This is a genomic window from Lactiplantibacillus sp. B652 (assembly GCF_023806745.1).
Classification (GTDB): domain Bacteria; phylum Bacillota; class Bacilli; order Lactobacillales; family Lactobacillaceae; genus Lactiplantibacillus; species Lactiplantibacillus pentosus.
The window spans coordinates 25,327-43,720 of record NZ_JAMSKY010000007.1 but is presented as its reverse complement, the minus strand read 5'-3'; the positions used below and the strand labels follow the sequence as shown (position 1 = coordinate 43,720).

At 48.2% G+C, this 18,394-nt stretch carries 14 protein-coding genes; 5 read left to right on the top strand and 9 right to left on the bottom strand.

What is annotated here, in order from left to right; all coding sequences use genetic code 11:
* The first annotated feature begins 1 nt into the window (after position 1).
* Positions 2 to 973 carry a GMP reductase gene (locus tag MZO40_RS09675; RefSeq protein ID WP_162937100.1) on the top strand — a complete coding sequence of 324 codons (972 nt, stop codon included), beginning with the start codon at positions 2 to 4 and terminating at the stop codon, positions 971 to 973.
* A 218-nt stretch (positions 974 to 1,191) separates the two neighbouring features.
* Here MZO40_RS09675 and MZO40_RS09670 read toward each other — a convergent pair whose 3' ends face one another.
* From MZO40_RS09670 to MZO40_RS09650, 5 genes are all read right to left on the bottom strand, one after another.
* Positions 1,192 to 2,139: an ATP-binding cassette domain-containing protein gene (locus tag MZO40_RS09670; RefSeq protein ID WP_105960990.1), complete on the bottom strand. Its 948-nt coding sequence runs from the start codon at positions 2,137 to 2,139 to the stop codon at positions 1,192 to 1,194.
* Positions 2,129 to 3,220, bottom strand: coding sequence for an ABC transporter ATP-binding protein (locus MZO40_RS09665; RefSeq protein WP_105960989.1), 1,092 nt, complete (start codon positions 3,218 to 3,220; stop codon positions 2,129 to 2,131). Before MZO40_RS09665 ends, MZO40_RS09670 begins: the two co-directional genes overlap by 11 nt.
* A gap of 12 nt (positions 3,221 to 3,232) precedes the next feature.
* A complete protein-coding gene (gene oppC / locus MZO40_RS09660) occupies positions 3,233 to 4,198 on the bottom strand; it encodes an oligopeptide ABC transporter permease OppC (protein WP_105960988.1) in 966 nt (321 codons plus the stop codon).
* A gap of 1 nt (position 4,199) precedes the next feature.
* A complete protein-coding gene (locus MZO40_RS09655; RefSeq protein WP_105960987.1) occupies positions 4,200 to 5,690 on the bottom strand; it encodes an ABC transporter permease in 1,491 nt (496 codons plus the stop codon).
* Positions 5,691 to 5,792: 102 nt separating this feature from the next.
* The gene (locus tag MZO40_RS09650) at positions 5,793 to 7,760 is read right to left on the bottom strand and encodes a peptide ABC transporter substrate-binding protein (RefSeq protein WP_088770570.1); all 1,968 of its coding nucleotides are present in this window, start codon (positions 7,758 to 7,760) and stop codon (positions 5,793 to 5,795) included.
* Positions 7,761 to 8,364: 604 nt separating this feature from the next.
* Here MZO40_RS09650 and MZO40_RS09645 point away from each other — a divergent pair.
* Positions 8,365 to 9,147, top strand: coding sequence for a tyrosine-protein phosphatase (locus tag MZO40_RS09645; protein ID WP_252133249.1), 783 nt, complete (start codon positions 8,365 to 8,367; stop codon positions 9,145 to 9,147).
* 56 nt (positions 9,148 to 9,203) lie between these two features.
* Here MZO40_RS09645 and cls read toward each other — a convergent pair whose 3' ends face one another.
* On the bottom strand, positions 9,204 to 10,652 hold the full coding sequence (cls, locus tag MZO40_RS09640) for a cardiolipin synthase (RefSeq protein WP_162937046.1): 1,449 nt from the start codon (positions 10,650 to 10,652) through the stop codon (positions 9,204 to 9,206).
* A 135-nt stretch (positions 10,653 to 10,787) separates the two neighbouring features.
* Between cls and MZO40_RS09635 the strand changes: the two genes are divergently transcribed.
* Complete coding sequence (locus tag MZO40_RS09635; RefSeq protein ID WP_021337322.1) at positions 10,788 to 10,937, top strand: hypothetical protein; 150 nt, start codon at positions 10,788 to 10,790, stop codon at positions 10,935 to 10,937.
* A gap of 242 nt (positions 10,938 to 11,179) precedes the next feature.
* Here MZO40_RS09635 and MZO40_RS09630 read toward each other — a convergent pair whose 3' ends face one another.
* Entirely contained in the window at positions 11,180 to 11,650 is a 471-nt protein-coding gene (locus tag MZO40_RS09630; protein WP_105960720.1) for a hypothetical protein, read from the bottom strand.
* Between the two features lie 805 nt (positions 11,651 to 12,455).
* On the opposite strand from MZO40_RS09630, the gene MZO40_RS09625 reads away from it, so the two are divergent.
* Positions 12,456 to 13,877 carry an amino acid permease gene (locus MZO40_RS09625; protein WP_105921004.1) on the top strand — a complete coding sequence of 474 codons (1,422 nt, stop codon included), beginning with the start codon at positions 12,456 to 12,458 and terminating at the stop codon, positions 13,875 to 13,877.
* 133 nt (positions 13,878 to 14,010) lie between these two features.
* Here MZO40_RS09625 and MZO40_RS09620 read toward each other — a convergent pair whose 3' ends face one another.
* Both MZO40_RS09620 and MZO40_RS09615 read right to left on the bottom strand, forming a co-directional pair.
* Positions 14,011 to 14,616, bottom strand: coding sequence for a hypothetical protein (locus MZO40_RS09620; protein WP_252133248.1), 606 nt, complete (start codon positions 14,614 to 14,616; stop codon positions 14,011 to 14,013).
* On the bottom strand, positions 14,606 to 15,784 hold the full coding sequence (locus MZO40_RS09615) for a hypothetical protein (protein ID WP_252133247.1): 1,179 nt from the start codon (positions 15,782 to 15,784) through the stop codon (positions 14,606 to 14,608). The genes MZO40_RS09620 and MZO40_RS09615 overlap by 11 nt, the downstream gene beginning before the upstream one ends.
* Before the next feature lie 513 nt (positions 15,785 to 16,297).
* Between MZO40_RS09615 and MZO40_RS09610 the strand changes: the two genes are divergently transcribed.
* Positions 16,298 to 18,340, top strand: coding sequence for a KUP/HAK/KT family potassium transporter (locus tag MZO40_RS09610; protein WP_003639894.1), 2,043 nt, complete (start codon positions 16,298 to 16,300; stop codon positions 18,338 to 18,340).
* Positions 18,341 to 18,394 lie beyond the last annotated feature (54 nt).

The window sequence follows — 18,394 nt, the reverse complement described above, 5'->3', positions numbered from 1 at the left end:
TATGGAAATTTTTGATTACGAAGACATTCAATTAATTCCAAACAAGTGTGTGATTAACAGTCGTTCCGAAGCTGACACCACCGTGGAACTCGGCGGCCGGCGCTTTAAAATTCCAGTAGTGCCTGCCAACATGGCGACCGTCATTAATGACGACATTGCCAAGTGGCTTGCGACCAACGACTACTTCTACATCATGCACCGTTTCGCGCCAGAAACACGGCGGGCCTTTATCGAAACGATGCACGCTGACAAGCTGTATGCATCGATCTCGGTCGGTGTCAAAGCGAGTGAATACGACTTTATCGACGACCTCGCTGCTAATCAGATTGTCCCTGAATACATTACGATCGACATTGCGCATGGTCATGCTGACAGCGTCATTGCCATGATCAAACACATCAAGGACGTCCTACCAGCCAGCTTCGTGATTGCCGGCAACGTTGCCACCCCGGCCGCCGTGCGTGACCTAGAAAACGCCGGCGCGGATGCCACCAAAGTGGGCGTGGGCCCTGGTAAAGCCTGCATCACGAAGGTCAAGACGGGCTTCGGAACGGGCGGCTGGCAGTTAGCGGCTGTCCGCTGGTGCGCCAAGGCCGCTCGTAAGCCAATCATCGCGGACGGCGGTGTCCGGACCAATGGCGACATTGCCAAGTCCATCCGCTTCGGTGCGACGATGGTCATGATTGGTTCGATGTTAGCTGGGCACCAAGAATCACCCGGCAACATTTTAAAAATCGATGGCAAGACTTATAAACAATATTATGGTTCAGCCAGTGAAACGCAAAAAGGCGAACATAAAAACGTTGAAGGCAAGCAGATGTTGGTCCCTTACCGTGGCCACTTAGCCGACACCCTCAACGAAATGCAAGAAGACTTACAATCATCGATCTCCTACGCGGGTGGCCGCGACTTAAAGGCCATTACCAAGTGCGATTACGTGGTCGTTAAGAATTCCATCTATAACGGTGATTAAGCAAAAATGCCGCAAACCAAATTGGTTTGCGGCATTTTTTTGCGGTGTGAACCTCGTGCCAGCGATGACTTAGCGTTGCCCCTTAGTCCCGCGGTTTCGTCGCCATATTCGCCGTTTCCGGCCATTTTTCCAGCTTTCAAACGCGTAGTACGGCAATTCCAATAGACTTCTGCCCGACTTACCGCCAAGCCTGCAGCCGGCCAGCTAACCGTCCTAGTTCACGACCGCATGACTGCTAACTGGGTCCGGTAAGCCGCCAGCTCCGTCTGAGTGGCATAAATGAAATGTCCCGGTACGACTTCGCTAAAATGGGGCGCATCAACCGGGTCTTCATGGACCACTTCATGATAGGCGACCAGTTGTTTCTGGCGCGCCAGCTGCGGGTCCGGAATCGGAATGGCTGCCAACAACGATTGGGTATACGGGTGTAGCGGATGTGCAAAGAGCTCCGCGGTCGGTGCGAGCTCTAGGATACGGCCGTTGTGAATAACCGCGACTCGGTCTGAAATGAAGCGGACCACTGAGAGATCATGTGCAATGAACAGGTATGATAGTTGACTTTCCTGCTGAAATTGCTTGAGCAAGTTTAGAATCTGCGCCCGAATCGAAACGTCCAGTGCCGAAATCGGTTCATCCGCCACGACTAACTCCGGCCGCATAATCAGGGCACGGGCGATGCCGATTCGTTGCCGCTGTCCACCTGAGAATTCATGCGGATATCGAGATAAATGCTCGGGCAACAGGCCGACCGCTTTGATCATCCGTGCGACTTGCTCACGCCGGTCCTGTTCAGAGTGATACAGGTGAAAATTCAATAGTCCCTCTGAGATAATATAATCGATCGTAGCCCGCTCATTCAGCGAGGCCGCGGGGTCTTGAAAGATCATCTGAATCTTGCGCATCACATCGCGGTGGGCTTTAGCTGCCAAGCCCTGATTGATGGGTTGACCATGAAACGTGATCGTGCCGGCTGCAGTCGGAATAATGCCTAAAATCGCACGCCCAATCGTTGTCTTGCCCGAACCAGATTCACCCACCAAGGCCAGCGTCTCACCTGGATACAGGTCAAAATTAGCATCCTTGACCGCCACAAATCGCCGTTTACCGGCGCCAAAGGCAATTTCTAAGTTTTTAACCGTCAACAGCGCCTGCTTTTCATTCATCACTAGTGGGCCCTCCTGTCTTTTGACTGATTTGCATTTCCGACTTTGTCAACGCCACGAGCCGCGCGTGGAGGTTGCGAATTAGTGCTGGTTTTTCGACTTTCGGGGCTCGCGGATCAAGTAGCCACGTCTTCGCCCAATGCGTCGGACTAACGTCAAATTTCGGTGGTTCCTGCTTGAAATCAGCCGCTAACGTATAGCGATTACGGGGCGCAAAGGCATCCCCTTCAATATCGTGGAATAGCGATGGTGGCGTACCGGGAATCGAATAGAGTCCGGAGGCAGCGGTCGCCAGTTGGGGCAACGCCGATAACAAGCTCCAGGTGTACGGATGCCGTGGGTCATAAAAAATTTCGTCGCAGGTCCCTAACTCCACGATTTGTCCGGCGTACATCACCGCGATTCGGTCTGCGATGGCGGCCACGACGCCTAAGTCATGGGTAATAAAAATAATTGAAAAATGGTACTCACGTTGCAGTTGTTTGATCAGGTCCAGGATTTGCGCCTGAATCGTGACATCCAGTGCGGTGGTCGGCTCATCACAAATCAGGATCCGCGGATGACAAGCGAGTGCGACAGCAATCACGATTCGCTGGCGCATGCCACCTGAGTACTCGAATGGATAGGCGTTGTAGCGTTCAGCCGCATCCGGAATCCCCGTCCGCGTCATCAGTTCGATTGCTTGGGCCTTTGCTTCTGCCGGCGATTTCTGCTGGTGCTTGATGATGACTTCTGCGATTTGCGATCCGATCGTTTTGATAGGATCAAGCGATGTCATCGGGTCTTGAAAAATGGTCGTGATCCCCTTGCCCCGAATCTGATCCCACTCCCGATCCCGTTTTAAATCGCTCAAACAGGTGTCGCCATACATGATGCGGCCACTGGTGATGCGGCCGTTATCTTCTAACATGCCGGTAAACGTTTTGGTCAGCACCGACTTGCCAGAGCCAGATTCGCCGACTAATGCCAAGATTTCCTGATCATATAAGGCTAAGGAAACGTGCCGAATCGCCTGTAAATCCTGGCCGCGCACGCGAAAACTAACTGACAGATCATCAACCGCTAACACAACTTGCTGTTTCATCACACCATCCCCCTAACGATGAGTCCGTGGATCCGACGCATCCGCCAGATTTTGCCCAACAATATACAGCGACACCGTGATCAAGGCGAGCACGAGCACGGGTAGCCAGAACAAATATGGATAGCTCGTGATATCTGGCGAATATTGTGAAATCAGCCGTCCCAGTGACGGCACGTTGGCACTCAACCCAACGCCCAGAAACGAGAGGAAGACTTCAAACGAAATGAAGGCCGGTAATAACTGGGATAATTGGGTCACGATCACCGATGTCAGGTACGGTAGAATATTGCGGCCAATCAACCGTATCGTTGGGGTCCCGAGCGTCTTGGAAGCAATGTTATATTCACGATCACGACGTAAAATGACTTGCACGCGAATAAAATACGCCGTATCCAACCAAGTCGTGACCGTCATCGCAAAAATCAGATTCCAAAAGCCATTGCCAAAGGTATACGATAAAACGATGATAATCAGCAGATTGGGCACGTTGGACAAGACGTTATAAATCTCCAACATGAGCCGATCGATTTTTTTAGAATTCCCCCAATAGGCGCCAACCGCCACGCCAATCACCGTTGTAATGAGCGAGGCGATCACCCCAATCGAAATCGAGGTGCGGGCCCCCGCCCAGATGGCATCAAAGAGGGACTTACCATCAGCATCCGTGCCAAACCAATAGTGCCAGCTAGGCCAATTATATCGGGCGCTAAAATCATTGATGTTACTGACATTCATCAGGCTATAGCCACTGAACAGCGGCTGAATGAACGCTAGCAACAAGATGACGAGCATCAGAATAAACATCGCAATCGTCAGTTTATTCGCGAAAAACACCCGCGCCACGGACCGCCAGTAGGAATACGTCGGCGTATCGATTTTCTCCGTCGCCTGATCATCCAACGCAACGAACTTAAAATCCGCCGCCGTGAGTTGCTCCTGACTAGTTAGTGCATGCTGTTTATCTGGACTGGTTACCATTTCAATCATCTCCCGTCGCTGTTAATTTGATTCGTGGATCCACAATCGTCATCAAAATATCCCCTAACAGAATTGAAAAGACCGCAATCGTCGTAAAAATAAAGACTAAGCCAATCACGATCGGATTATTGTGTGCTAAAATCGCATCCGGTAGCATCTTCCCCATCCCGGGCATCGCGAAAATCGTTTCAGTCATCGTTGCGCCACCAATCAGCCCAATAATCGAACCGGGCAACCCTTGTACGATTGGTAACGAGGCGTTCTTAAAAATATGCTTGCGATAAATTTCGTTATCCGTCAGCCCTTTGACCTTAGCGAACTTAACGTAATCTGCAGACTGTTGGTCAATCATGTAACGCCGAAACCAGATGACTAGGCCGGAAACTGATAGTAGGCCTAAAATCAAGGTTGGCGAGATCCAGGATACGAGGGCTCCCGCACCACTCGTTGGAAAGCTATCCGGCAAGTTGAAGACCGCACTGCCGAGGTAGCGGAAGGCATAGATGAACGCCAGACTAGGTACTGCAATTAGGGCGGTCACGATACCCGTCCCCAGTTTGTCAAACCACTGACCTTTGTAGCGCGCCATCAAAATCGCCATAGGAATCGCAACTAAGTAAGCAATTAGTAATGCACCCAACCCAGCTTTGAAGGAAGTTCCAATCATCGACGGGTCTTGGTGTTGTTGTGAGACGGCCGTATAATTGTCGCCATATTGCGCTTTGAGCGCCGGATCCTGGCGTTTGACCGGCTGATACTGACGCGTATACACGTCATCCGTGCTGAATAACTTCTGCCCATTCGCAAACTTATACTGATGGGTCACCGCTTCACCCTGATGACTGCCAATGACCTCTGTAACCCGCGTTCCCGCATAGGTCGGGTACGAAATTCCCAAATTCAGATGGATGAAGTTTTCATGCAAGAATGGAAACGTTGAATTGGCATACAATTGATACTTATACCGCGTTCCAGACCCAATCAAGGCCCAGCCGACAATCGGATCATGACTGACTTTTAGATAACGGGGCAGCTTCGGATTAGCTGGATCATGCACCGCCCAGGGGGTATCGATCTGAATCAAGCCCGAATAGAACTTGGTCACCCGTTGCCACAGCGGTAACTCGCGGGTGGCATAATAGCTGCCACTCTGCGGATACCGATGGAGCGTATAGCGATGCTGGCTGGCCCACTGACGCAGCCGCTCAGTATTGATGGCTGTATGGGCGGCGGTCACCGTTTGCCCCGGACGACTGGCTTGATTGAGCAGTGACTTAGTATCCAGATAATCGATATAATTCATCTTGTCGTAGGCCGTATTCTTATAATCGACGAGCTGGTCAGGGCTAGTGCTCAGCTTGCTGATCATCGGGTCGGCTTTAAAAATATCACGGCGCGGGACGAGTGAATAAATCATGATATAGGTCAGCGTCGTCACCAAGAAGATACTCAGCAGCGACCGTAGCACGCGAAAAAACAAGTATTTCTTCACTATTATCACTTCCTTGTGAATCGTCGAAACAGCTCGTAACTATTAGATACAGAAAAAAGGCTAGTCCATCGCTAGCCCTCTTCCCGCCGTGCAAGTGCCGACTTAATTCGTCGCGGCCTCCTGCGCAATTTGTTTACGCTTTGCAAGCCATTCAGCCTTCGCTTTTTTGGCTTCAGCTGTGGTGACTGGCTTCTTTTGAACCTTTAAGAACTTGTAACGACCATCACCAATCCCGGATGGTGCGTATGGTCCACTGAGCGGTGCAACGCGACTGACGATGGCACCGGCACCACCAGAATTGACTGGAATCGTGATCCCGCTGTTTAGTAACCAAGCTTCGGCTTTTGCAAACGCCTTATAGCGCGCGGCCGGATCAGTATTAATGGCTTCAGCTTTGTCTAATAACTTACCGTATTCGTCAAGCCCAACTGCCTTGATTGCGGCGGCATTGGAAGCTGAAGAATCTGCTTTCGCCGTTGGATCCAAGCCCAAGGTGAACAATTCTGCCCCGGAAGTTGGATTGTAGATTTCCAAATATGTTGATGGATCATCGTAATCTGGTGTCCAACCAGACGCATTGCTGAGGTCAAAGTCATCCGTCTTACCCGTTGTCGCGTTAAAGGTCGCAGCATTGAACTTATCGTCACTCAGGAGTTGTAGATCAATGACCACATTTTGTTTACCTAACGTGGTCTCGACGGACTTCTTGAACGATTTAGCTTGATTCAAATTCAAGGACGCCTTTTCGTCCACCGGTAAGTCGAGATGAATTGGGCCACTGACTCCTTGCGACTTCAATTCAGCCAGCGCTTTTGCCAGATACTTCTTCGCTTTAGCTGGTTGGTACGTGCCGTCCTGACCATCTGCCAACTTAATATCACTAAAGTCCGTATTCGCAACGTCTGCTTGCAGTTGCGTACCGTAATCCTTGCCATTGATCGAAACAAAGGATGGTGGCGTGATTTCGTTACGTAGCCCTTTATCCGCGCCGACTTTCCCGTTAACCTGAGCGTTATAGTCGGCTTTATTAAAGGCAAATTGAATGGCTAACCGGAAATTCTGATTCAAAATCGCCTTCCGGGTATCCAGCTTTTGCTGTTCCGTCTTCTTGGAGGTGTAGTTATAAGACTGCCGATTCAGGTTAAAGGTGAAATTAAAGATGCTTGAATCTTGACTCGTCCAGATAATATTTTTCTTATTCTGCTTCAAGACCGTCTTGTAGCCGGCGGAACCTGGATAGACCCGTGCAAAGCTGTAATTGCCCTTTTCAAACGACTTATAGAGTCCATCTGGATTACTCCCATCGTCATAGGTCAGCGTGATGGTCTTCAAGTAGACATGTGATTTATCCCAGTAATTAGGATTGGCCTTGTACTTCAAGACTGATTTCGAAGTGAAGTTAGCCAAAACGTATGGCCCGTTATACAAAATGCTGTCTGCAGACACTTTGCCAAAATCGGATCCCTTTTGCTTCAAGAATTGTGCGTTGACTGGGTACATCACGCCGTACGTCAACTTGGAATTCCAGTACGTTTCAGGCTTGTTCAGCTTGTATTGCACCGTATCATCGTTCAACGCCTTGACACCGACCGTCGAAAAGTCCTTACTCTTACCCGTCACATACGCGTTCAATCCCTTGATACTATTCTGAACCACGTATAACTGTTCGGATTTGGCCGCGACCGCGTGTTTAAGTCCCGTCACAAAATCCTGTGCTTTGACGGTCCCGTGTTGATTGCCTTCACTGTCGACCCATTTGACGCCCTTACGTAAGTGATACGTGTAGGTCTTACCGTCTTTGCTGACCGACCACGATTTCGCTAAGTCCCCCGTTAACTTTCCGTATGGATCTCGTTCTAGCAGCCCATCCTCGAAGTTCGAGACCACATCCGAGTTGTTCTGCTTAGATGAAGCGGTATAATCAAAATTATCCGGGTCTAACACATACACATAATTATAATGGTTAGTTGCATCCTGCTTCTGGTCACTCGCCTTAGAGCTACCACACCCTGCTAGCAATAGCGTCCCAGCAAAGAAGGTCGCTGCTAACCAACCCTTTTTTGCTTTCATAAAAGTCCCCATCCCTTTTGTCCGATAATCCTTCGTTAGTGCAAAACCAGTTGGTGCTAAATAAAATACGTGTCGCAATCATAGGCGGTCAAGCAAGTGATTTCAAGCTATTTTCTCATTATTTTCATAGTGTCCTTTCATTAACAAACTGGAATAATCCCGCTAAATCAAGATATAACTGCTAAAATAATTTATTCTAACCATCATTTAGTTGTGAATTTTCCAAACTAACCCTAGTCTTTTCATTGCAGCACGATCGATTGCCCCACCACCTGATCAGTTGCTAACTGACACCGCAGATGAAAGCGGTTATAATAAAGCTAAATCATGTGTATTGCGCTCGTTAATTTGGCATGCATCGTGATTAATACGTGCCAAGTTGGCGTCCTGTTCGTCAGCCGACACGCGTCCTAGTCCGACCTCCGGGGCTGCCTGGAAGCCGGTGTGGGACGCAACTACCACTGCAAGTTTCCAGTAACTCGCACCGTTTCCAGCGGTTCTAAGCTGGCCACTTTTCAGCTTAAGACTCTGGTACGTTTCAATCATCATTAACGTAGGATAATAACAAGCGCAATACGTTAAAATACTAATCGAGGTAATCAATATGGAACACAATCGGGTCTTGCGATTAGAACACGGCATCAATTTTCGCGAACTAGGCGGGTATGAGACGACCGCTGGCCAAATGATCAAGTGGCAGAAGCTCCTCCGCTGTGGGGGGATGTCGTTGCTGACTGACCATGATCTGGCTTATTTGGACGACTACGGGCTGCGTTACGATATCGATCTGCGGCAAGCTAACGAGGCCGAAATGTCGCCAGACCGGTATCCTCGTAAGACGAAATACATCAATACTTCCGTCTACCCGTTTACAGACAATCGCCGTTTTGACCGCCGACTGAAACGCCTGATCAAGCGGATGGTCATCGATGACTCATTTAATGCGCAAACTTATGCGCAGATGGTCACAGATTCACACGCGGTGAAAGTCTGGCAAAACTTGTTCGCCACGCTACTCGCTAATGACCAGCCGGACCAATCCGTACTCTTTCACTGTGCTGCGGGCAAAGACCGGACTGGAGTGGCCGGCGCCCTTATCATGACGGCTTTAGACGTCCCCCGCGAGACGATCATGCAAGACTATCTCCTGACGAACGCCGTCTTTATGGCCGCGGACAGTATGGATACCGCGACGATTATTACCAAGGCCAACAAGGGCGATCTGGCGAGCCAATTTAACGTCGCCATGGCCGTTGAAGCCGACAATATGAAGATGGTCTTTCGAGTCTTTGATGATTTGTACGGAGACGGCCTCGGCTACTTGCGACAAGTGTTAGGTCTCTCCGTCGCCGATATTAACGATTTACGGCGACTATATTTAGATTGAATGTCCACTAAAAAGCTGATTTCGAAGTTTTTCATTTCGAAATCAGCTTTTTAAAATTATAAGATTGGAGACAGGAGCCGTGAGAACGTCTGCTTGAACTTCAACCACCAGGACTGATTCTTAAAGTCCTGAACGGTGATTAGGCTACTGAGTTTTTGATCATCCAAGAAGATGCGTTCCAACTCTTGAGCAAGGTCAGCGTCGTACAAGAAGGCATTGACCTCAAAATTCAACTTAAAGCTCCGGAAGTCCAGATTGGCGGACCCGACCGAGGCGACTTGCCCATCAATGACGATGGTCTTGGCATGGATAAACCCATTATTATAATAATAGATTTTCACACCGGCATCCGCGAGTTCACGCGCATAGTACTGCGTCGCACGATAGACAAATGCATGATCAGGCTTATCTGGGACCATGATTCGAACATCGACACCCGACATTGCGGCGATTTTAATCGCATCGAGTACCGAATCATCTGGAATCAAATACGGCGACTGAATCCATAAGCGGTGCTGCGCCGTCATAATCATTTTGATATAGCCCAGCTTGATTTGTTGGCCATCGCTATCCGGACCACTTGAAACGATTTGTAATGACGTGTTCCCTTTTACCCGAATAACTGGGAACATATTCACGTCGGGCACGATACGGTGATCAGGGTCAGTCGCGTTCCAATCGCGGATGAACCGTTCTTGTAGCTCGAAGACGCCAGAGCCCACGATACGTAGATGAGTATCTCGCCAATAGCCAAATTTCTTATTACGTCCCAGATACTGATCACCAACGTTAAACCCGCCGACGTAGCCGACCCGGCCATCCGTCACCACGATTTTACGGTGATCCCGGAAGTTCAGTCGGAAGTCTAAGACGGCGGAATGCGCACCCAGGAACGGCCGCGCGTGGCCGCCAAGTTCTTCTAAATGTTTAAAGAAGCTACGGAATGTCCCCATTGACCCCCACGGATCATAGAGTACCCGGACATCGACGCCTTGGGCAGCTTTGCGTTCCAGCAAGTGCAACAGTTCATTCCCGATTTGGTCGTTATAAAAAGTATAATACTCAATATGAATGTGGTTCTTAGCCGCCTCAATGTCTTGAAACATCGCGTGAAACTTTTCGTGACCGTCCGTATAAATTTTGACCCGATTCTTCCGACTCAGTAACGCGCCATCAGAGTTCAAAAACAAACTGACCATTCCCCGTACGGAACTCGTCACGGCATCCGCCGGCATCAACTCGGTCCCCAGCGCTTCTCGTTGCCGCTGGATCATTTGCTCCAGTCGAATCTGCGTCTCCTTCCGTAACCGGAACAGTCGATTCTTCGGCAACTTCCGGCCAACGAAGGCGTACGCAATGAACCCGACAACTGGCAATAGAATCAACACTAAAAGCCAAGCCCAAGTCGCGGCAATATCGCGATCCCCATCCCGAAAAACGGTGATAAAAGCCGCGGCCGCGTTTATAATAATAATCGTATATAAGATTGGCTGAATATATTGCAATGGAGGCACCCACCTAAATTTTTTATGATGGTTTTATTTTACCGCAGTTGGTAGTAAGATAATAATCTTTTGCGAATGTTATTTTTGCAATTACCTATCAAAAAGCTAATAATTACGATTAAGGAGGGCTGTTCAATGCTTGGAATGCTTGGAATCCACGGTCTCGGCCCGATTCGCATGTTTCATTTGACCGAACACATTGCGGGTCCCCGCGCAGCCGTTGGTATTTTACTAATTATTATTTTATTAGCCGTCGTTTACCGCTACTATCGCCGGCATCGCTAATAAACTGAACTTGTGGAGCGGCTAGTCGTGTGACTGGTCGCTTTTTTGACGATCTCCCGCTATGTATAAAAAAGTTGTGCCCGCCGATATTGGCCAGTACAACTTTACAAAATCATAAATTGACGACTCGCTTTAATTTGGTTGAATCGCTGACTATTTGTGAACGATTCTCACGAATACATTTGAGGTAGTCAGCGCTTAGCTTGAGGCCCTTTTCAGTCGATGCTATGTGCCCCCATTAGCTACGGAGCCGATAATTTATGTACAGACAGCCCATTTAGATTGTGAACATAAAGCGAGCGGGCAGAAGTGCTGGATACTTGATTGGTATCGAGATAAACTTTGCCCGTCCAATGCTTGATTTTCTTAGTTGGCGGTCTAACGATGACACGGTAGACGATTGGGCAGTTTTTGAGTGTTAGCTTCTTTTGCGGTAGCGAAAAAAACTGCAGATACTTCTTGCTTTCCGTTAACGTTTTGTTGGTTGCAAAGGTACATTCATACCAATCGCTGACACTAAAAGAACCCGAGCTGACTTTGTACATGGCGTTTCTCGGTACCCGTGCGCGATATGGACTGCTTTTCAACATCGTGGTTACTGCAGTCCTTGCCTGATTGAGACCATGAACATACTGATATACGCGAAAACCGACAATCAAGCAAATTAAAATAAGAATGCCCGCGATGATTTTCACTTTATGCGCTGAAAACATGGTCATGACCTACCAATTTCGTAAAATAAGTTCGACAATGTTGTCGGTGCGATGAATGAACAAATCCCATCCACGGGGCTCCCCAGTAATTCGACGGTTGTAAGCAGCTTTGAAGATTGACTAAAATTCATCGTGTCCCCCCCTTAAATACAACAAACATAGCAAACCCCCAATCCATTGTCACTAAATAATGGCGATCAGTCGCATTCATTGATGGTAAAGTTGCAATCAATTCGATACTCGAAATAAGTGAATTTATGTCGATAGGCGTGCAGAGTAGTGAACCTGCGATCCCATATGAGTGACAGCTATCTATCACAACCTGTTTCCTATATAGAAAAAATTAATTTTCGAATTTAATTAATCGAAATAGTGCCAGAATAATCATAATCCCAGTTTATTCATGGAAACAATCGTCATAGCATGCTTTAAAAGCACAATGTACTCCCTTGAAGTCCATTTTTCGCAACTATACCCAACTACCGATAATCATCCTCGTCAAAAATGTCCTTATTTCAACCAATGACCACTAACAGTCCCAACCAAAGGTAAGTTAACCGTCAGAAATACCACCCCTAACGTATGCGCAATAACACCGGTTTAATCAGTGTTACAGGTTACGGCTAATTAATCACGATTAGTCAGACAATCCACGTTCAGCTGCCATAGCTTGCGTCATTAGGTCCAATTATCTGATTTTTAGCTACTATCACCTACCACAAAATTTATTTTAGTCAGATTAACCATCGCAACTTTATCAAAACCAATTAAACTTAAGCCATCACATCGAAATGGGGCGATGATTATGGATTTATCACACACGCGGCTACTCCGCAAAAAAGATATTAATGCCATGTTAGCCACTTATCACAGTCCGCTCAAAAAAGAGCTCAAAACCTTTGATCTAACCATGTTGGGGATTGGTGCCATCATTGGGACTGGGATTTTCGTTTTAACTGGAACTGGCGCTTTGACGGCCGGTCCAGGACTCATGATTTCCTTCGTCTTAGCGGCGATTGCCTGCTTGTTTGCATCACTCTGCTACGCTGAATTTGCGGCCATGGTTCCCGAAAGTGGCTCAGCTTACACTTACGCCTACACGACTTTAGGTGAAATCGTGGCCTTCGTAATTGGCTGGGACTTGATGCTAGAATACCTCTTCGCTGTTTCGACCGTCTCCGCTGGGTGGTCAGGTTATTTTCAATCATTTTTAGCCGGCTTTGGACTGAAGCTACCAACCGCATTATCTGCCGCGGCCGGTTCTGTTCCGGGCGTGACCAGCTATTTTAACTTACCAGCGTTTACGATTATTATTTTAATCACCATCTTACTTTCGCTGGGGGTCAAGGAAACTAAACGCGTCAACAACATCATGGTCGTTATCAAATTGGCGGTGGTCTTGTTATTCATTTTCACGGCGGTGCGGTTCGTCAAACCAGCCAACTGGCACCCACTACTGCCATTCGGCTTCAAAGGCGTCTTTGGCGCGGCTTCCAGTGTCTTCTTCGCCTTTATCGGCTTCGACGCGATTTCATCCAGTGTGGAAGAAACCTTGGAACCGTCTAAGACTTTGCCGCGTTCGATGTTGCTCTCACTCGGGATCTGTACCGTGCTCTACGTCGCCGTTTCTGCGATTATGACCGGCGTGGTGCCTTTTGAAACTTTCGCGAAATACATCGACCATCCAATCTCAGCCGTCTTGATCTACTCTGGTCAAAATTGGATGGCGGGCATCATCGACTTGGGCGCCATTCTTGGGATGACCACCGTCATGTTGGTCTGCCTGTATGGTCAAACTCGTATCTCGTTCTCAATGTCGCGCGACGGCCTATTACCACACGTCTTCAGCGACATCAGCGCGAAGACCGGGGCCCCACTCAAATCAACCGTCTTATTTGGAACGATTGCCGCAATCATGGGTGGCTTCATCCCGTTAGCTGACCTAGCAGAATTGGTCAACATCGGGACTTTAACGGCCTTTACCCTAGTTTCGTTCTCCATCTTGCGGCTACGTAAAACGCAACCAGATTTGCGGCGCCCATTCAAGACACCCTGGGTTCCGTTCGTTCCAATCATGTCAATCATCTGCTGTGTCTTCCTACTCATCAACTTGAAACCCGTCACTTGGATTCGTTTCGTGGTTTGGTTAGCCATCGGGATGGTCGTCTACTTCAGTTACTCGGTCAAGCATTCACAATTGAAAGCCACGGCAACTGACGATAACTAATGATTTACTAAAACTAGCGGTCACGTTCAATGCACGTATGCATGGAATGTGACCGCTAGTTTGTTGTATTAGTTCGATGACAGTAGTTCGGTTCACCGCTTTAAAACGGACATCCGCCGAAGCGATTCAGTGATTAAACTTGAGTCGCTTTAACTCGTATGCGCTGCCAGTCTGGAAGCTTCGCTAAAATCAGTAAAACGGCGATCGCTAGCCAGAGTATCTCAGCCATAAAGTCGCCCAGCTTCGTGATGAAGCTATCCGCATAGCTAATCGTCAGGACATTGCGACCGACCTTCTGTTGAATCGAAATGTTGCCCACCCAGTGATGCTTGATTTGCGCCGCATTGATTCGACGGCCGTTTAGGGTCAAAACGGTCCGTTTATACGCCGTCACCGGTAATTCACGCATTTTAGCATGCTTGGCGTTCCAGCTCACTTGGATGCCTTTATGAATGACTTTGTATTTGAAATGCTGGCGTTGCGCTGAGAATTTTTGCGTGTACTGGCGATAAACCTGCGAGTAAACTGCCGGTAGATTAGCAATTTTATGCGTGACGGGCACATAGTCAGGTGTTGTCCGATCAACTTGGGCAATCAATACACTCAAATCCCGCGTATGAAAGGCCGGCTGTAACTGACTAATTCGTGTTAATTTGGAATGGACGTTAACTTTTGGCGTATGCAGTCCATCCGCCAGTGACGTGGTCTCCTGCGTTGTAAAGTGAACATTATGTGCCACTTTTTGCGTGCATAAGCTTAACGAAAGCACACCCAAGACCAGCCCGGTAACCATCACGCCTTTTTTCAGTGATTGACTTTCCGTGTCCCGTGCTGCTTCGTAGTAGACCAGTACAGTGGCGACAATTAAAAATGGCGTTCCTGCTAACGAGATTCGACGAGGCATCTGTAAGTAGGACTGCAATACCGGCATGGCCCTTTTGAACCAAATCCCAAGGAAACAACGCCGTCCCTATAATGACATAGACCAGCGCCGTAATTGAGAACAGCTTGGTAAAGGGTTTTAATTGCGACCAAAACAAAATCAGCCCAACAATCATCGTGTACACAATCACGGTTAAGACAATATCACTGCTAGATTCTACGCCGGTATAAAGCGGCTGGAGAATCTTGCTAGCATTATCAACCAAATCCATCGCAACCGGCGAAATCAGCGTGTTACCCCGATATACTTCCAGTATCGGCAATAACGCATTCAGGCTGAGAATAACCGCAAACAGCGCCCCTGCCATTAGGTTTAGCAGTGAATCGATACGATATTTAGTGCACAACAATCCATGGACCGCAAATGGCACTAGAAATGGTAAAAAGAGGACGATCGTCAATACTTGAAATTGCGCGAAAAAACCGACCATCACGCCGAGTTTCAACATTTTAGTCAGCGTCCATTCGCCTTTGTATAAGTCAATGATGGGGCCCACGAACATCGGTAACAAGCCCAGTGCGACCGTCCGCCACGTGGTTCCTAGAATAAACCCATAGACCGCATTTGACGATAAAAAGACAACGCCCAACGAAATCGACAACTTCTTCGGTAGGTGCAACTTTTGTGCCGCCCGATACATGAGATAACCGCTGGTAAAGTACAGTAGAAAATTACTAACCAGCTGAAATTTAAACCACGTTCCAAGTAATAGCAGTAACGCACCTGCCAAGTATGTAATCAGCGGACTATACAAACTATTCACGACCCGGCCAGCTTGCTGGAATGAATAAAGGTTGATAAAACTAAAATTACCGTGCCTTATTTGCATTGCTGCTTCATAAATTCGATTATATTGAAAATACCCATCAACACCTAAGATGGCGTGCTGATTAAGTAATAACGGACTGAGCAAAACTAGCGTTGCTAGCGTCAGTATTGTGACAGCCGTTCGATTCTTAGACATTTTCTTTCTCTCCCCACAACCTAATAATAGTTCGAAGTCACGATGTTCTGAAGGGGGGCTTATCCGCACCATCAACTATCCCGGCCTCCAATAAATATGAAATTAATCATATTAAAGGCTGCTCCTAACCGTACTCAAGACACCAATTCAGACAGAATGTCATGCTAGAGCCGTTAATCACATCAAAATCGATTATATGCTTTTTGACTGATTCATGCCACATATTATTAATACATTAAATGTCAATCAATAAAAACATTTTATACAACACCGCATTTTCAGTATTGTCCAAATTCCAAGTGTCGCGACTCAGAATTCCAATAACAGTAGCCTATTAGCGGCGTCCGCTGTCCGTTATATTTTCGGCGCCATCCCCCGAATCAAAGTTCACCTAACGAAACGTGCACTAAAATTGGTTAACCTAAGCAAGTTTTAGTCTGTCTTGTTACCCACTTTGGTCAAAAGCTAGTATAGTATGAGTCACATTCTAGATGGAAGTGGGGTCAATCACTCATGCGCAAGCAACGGATTCAAGAGCGTTCATTAATTGGGATGTTAATCACCCTCGGGGTCGTCTATGGCGATATTGGGACCTCGCCGCTCTATGTCATGAACGCCCTGATTAACGATGCGGGCCAGTTGAAAAACGCAACGCCTGATTATGTCATCGGGAGTGTTTCACTGATTTTTTGGACCCTGATGCTGATTACTACAGTCAAATACGTCTTAATTGCATTGCGGGCCGATAACCACCACGAAGGCGGCATCTTTGCTCTCTACGCGCTGGTTCGGCATCGGGCCAAATGGTTGATTTTTGTCGCTTTGATTGGTGGAGCGGCGTTACTCGCTGATGGCACCTTAACGCCAGCTGTGACAGTGACTTCAGCCGTTGAAGGACTGAAAGGGCTCCCTAATCTCAGCGCCTTTTCGCTGCATCCGTGGCTCGTGCCATTGACCGTCACCGGTATTTTGCTCGTGCTCTTCATGATTCAAGGTTTCGGTACCGCCGTGGTCGGTCGCTCGTTCGGTCCAATGATGTTAATTTGGTTTACGGTCATCGGCTTCTTTGGCCTCATCAACATTAGTCAGGCGCCAATGATTCTCAAGGCCTTTTCACCACTGTACGCGATCGAGGTCCTCTTTAGCCCAGCCAATAAAATGGGGCTCTTTATTCTCGGTAGCGTCTTTCTGGCCACGACTGGGGCGGAAGCACTCTACTCTGACATGGGGCACGTGGGTAAGGCCAACATTGACGCCACCTGGCCCTTCGTCTACACGACGCTGATTCTGAACTATCTCGGTCAAGGCGCGTGGATGCTCAACCACTATCAGGCCGCTGCTTGGCGTAACGCCACCGACGTCAATCCATTTTACGCAATGGTACCTGCTGGGGGGCAAATCGCGATGATCGTCCTCGCGACCATTGCGGCCATTATTGCCTCACAAGCGCTGATCACAGGCTCTTACACACTAGTCGACGAAGCGGTTGGTTTAAAATTCCTACCACGCATGATTATCAAACATCCGAGCAATGTGCGCAGCCAGATTTACATCGGCGCAATCAATTGGCTACTATGTCTTGTCACCCTGGGCATCGTCTGGCTATTTCAGACCTCGGCCCACATGGAAGCGGCATACGGCCTGGCCATCACGTTAACGATGTTGATGACGACCATTTTGCTCAGTCAATGGATTCATATGAAGGGCCACCGCGCGTTATCGCTCACCCTCTTGTGCGGCTTTGGAGCCCTGGAAACGGTCTTTTTAGCTGCCAGTTTGCGTAAGTTTGTACATGGTGGTTATCTGACACTGGGATTAACGCTCGTGATTTTTCTAATCATGGTCGTCTGGTTCTTCGGTAATCGCCGGCGGTTGCGTTACAACCAAGCCAACGAGCAAATCAGTCTGCTGGATTATCGCAATCAGCTCATCGCACTAAGTCACGATGACCATCTGCCGCTATTCGCCACTAACCTAGTCTACTTGGCAAAGGTCGACCACCAGCACCGGGTCAAGCGTTCGATTCTGTACTCCATTTTAGACAAGCGGCCCAAACGCGCCAAAGTCTACTGGTTTATCACCATCAACGAAACGAACCGGCCCTATGACTGTAGCTACAGCGTCGATATGCTTGGAACACGCAACATTGTGGAAGTACAGCTCAATTTAGGGTTCCGTAAATCCCAGCATATCAACCTTTATTTACGACAAATCGTCACTAACTTGATTGCGGACCACAGTATCGACCCCCAATATTCACGCTACGGCATTACACAACCGCGGCAAGTCGGGGATTTCAAGTTTGTCGTCCAAAATCAACAAATCATGGACCTCGCCAGCAACCCGACCATGAGTCAATTTGACCGACTAATGATTGGCGGACGCGTCTTATTGCAAAACATCACCCCGTCACCGGCCATCTGGTACGGCCTCGCCTTTAGTGATGTGCTGGAAGAAACGATTCCGCTGTTCACCAAGCCAGCGACGGACGCCACCCTGCTTAACTTGACGGTTCGACACGCCCGGACGCCGCAGAAACATTCAACTAAATCCTGATGAAAAAGGCTAGCAATCAAAGGCAATTAATGCGCTTGATTGCTAGCTTTTGTG

Bases quoted from the DNA above. Each gene is read 5' to 3' on its own strand.
- MZO40_RS09675 (WP_162937100.1), top strand. From the start codon at position 2: ATGGAAATTTTTGATTACGAAGACATTCAATTAATTCCAAACAAGTGT.
- MZO40_RS09665 (WP_105960989.1), bottom strand. From the start codon at position 3,220: ATGAAACAGCAAGTTGTGTTAGCGGTTGATGATCTGTCAGTTAGTTTT.
- oppC (WP_105960988.1), bottom strand. From the start codon at position 4,198: ATGGTAACCAGTCCAGATAAACAGCATGCACTAACTAGTCAGGAGCAA.
- MZO40_RS09650 (WP_088770570.1), bottom strand. From the start codon at position 7,760: ATGAAAGCAAAAAAGGGTTGGTTAGCAGCGACCTTCTTTGCTGGGACG.
- MZO40_RS09645 (WP_252133249.1), top strand. From the start codon at position 8,365: ATGGAACACAATCGGGTCTTGCGATTAGAACACGGCATCAATTTTCGC.
- MZO40_RS09635 (WP_021337322.1), top strand. From the start codon at position 10,788: ATGCTTGGAATGCTTGGAATCCACGGTCTCGGCCCGATTCGCATGTTT.
- MZO40_RS09630 (WP_105960720.1), bottom strand. From the start codon at position 11,650: ATGTTTTCAGCGCATAAAGTGAAAATCATCGCGGGCATTCTTATTTTA.
- MZO40_RS09625 (WP_105921004.1), top strand. From the start codon at position 12,456: ATGGATTTATCACACACGCGGCTACTCCGCAAAAAAGATATTAATGCC.
- MZO40_RS09615 (WP_252133247.1), bottom strand. From the start codon at position 15,784: ATGTCTAAGAATCGAACGGCTGTCACAATACTGACGCTAGCAACGCTA.
- MZO40_RS09610 (WP_003639894.1), top strand. From the start codon at position 16,298: ATGCGCAAGCAACGGATTCAAGAGCGTTCATTAATTGGGATGTTAATC.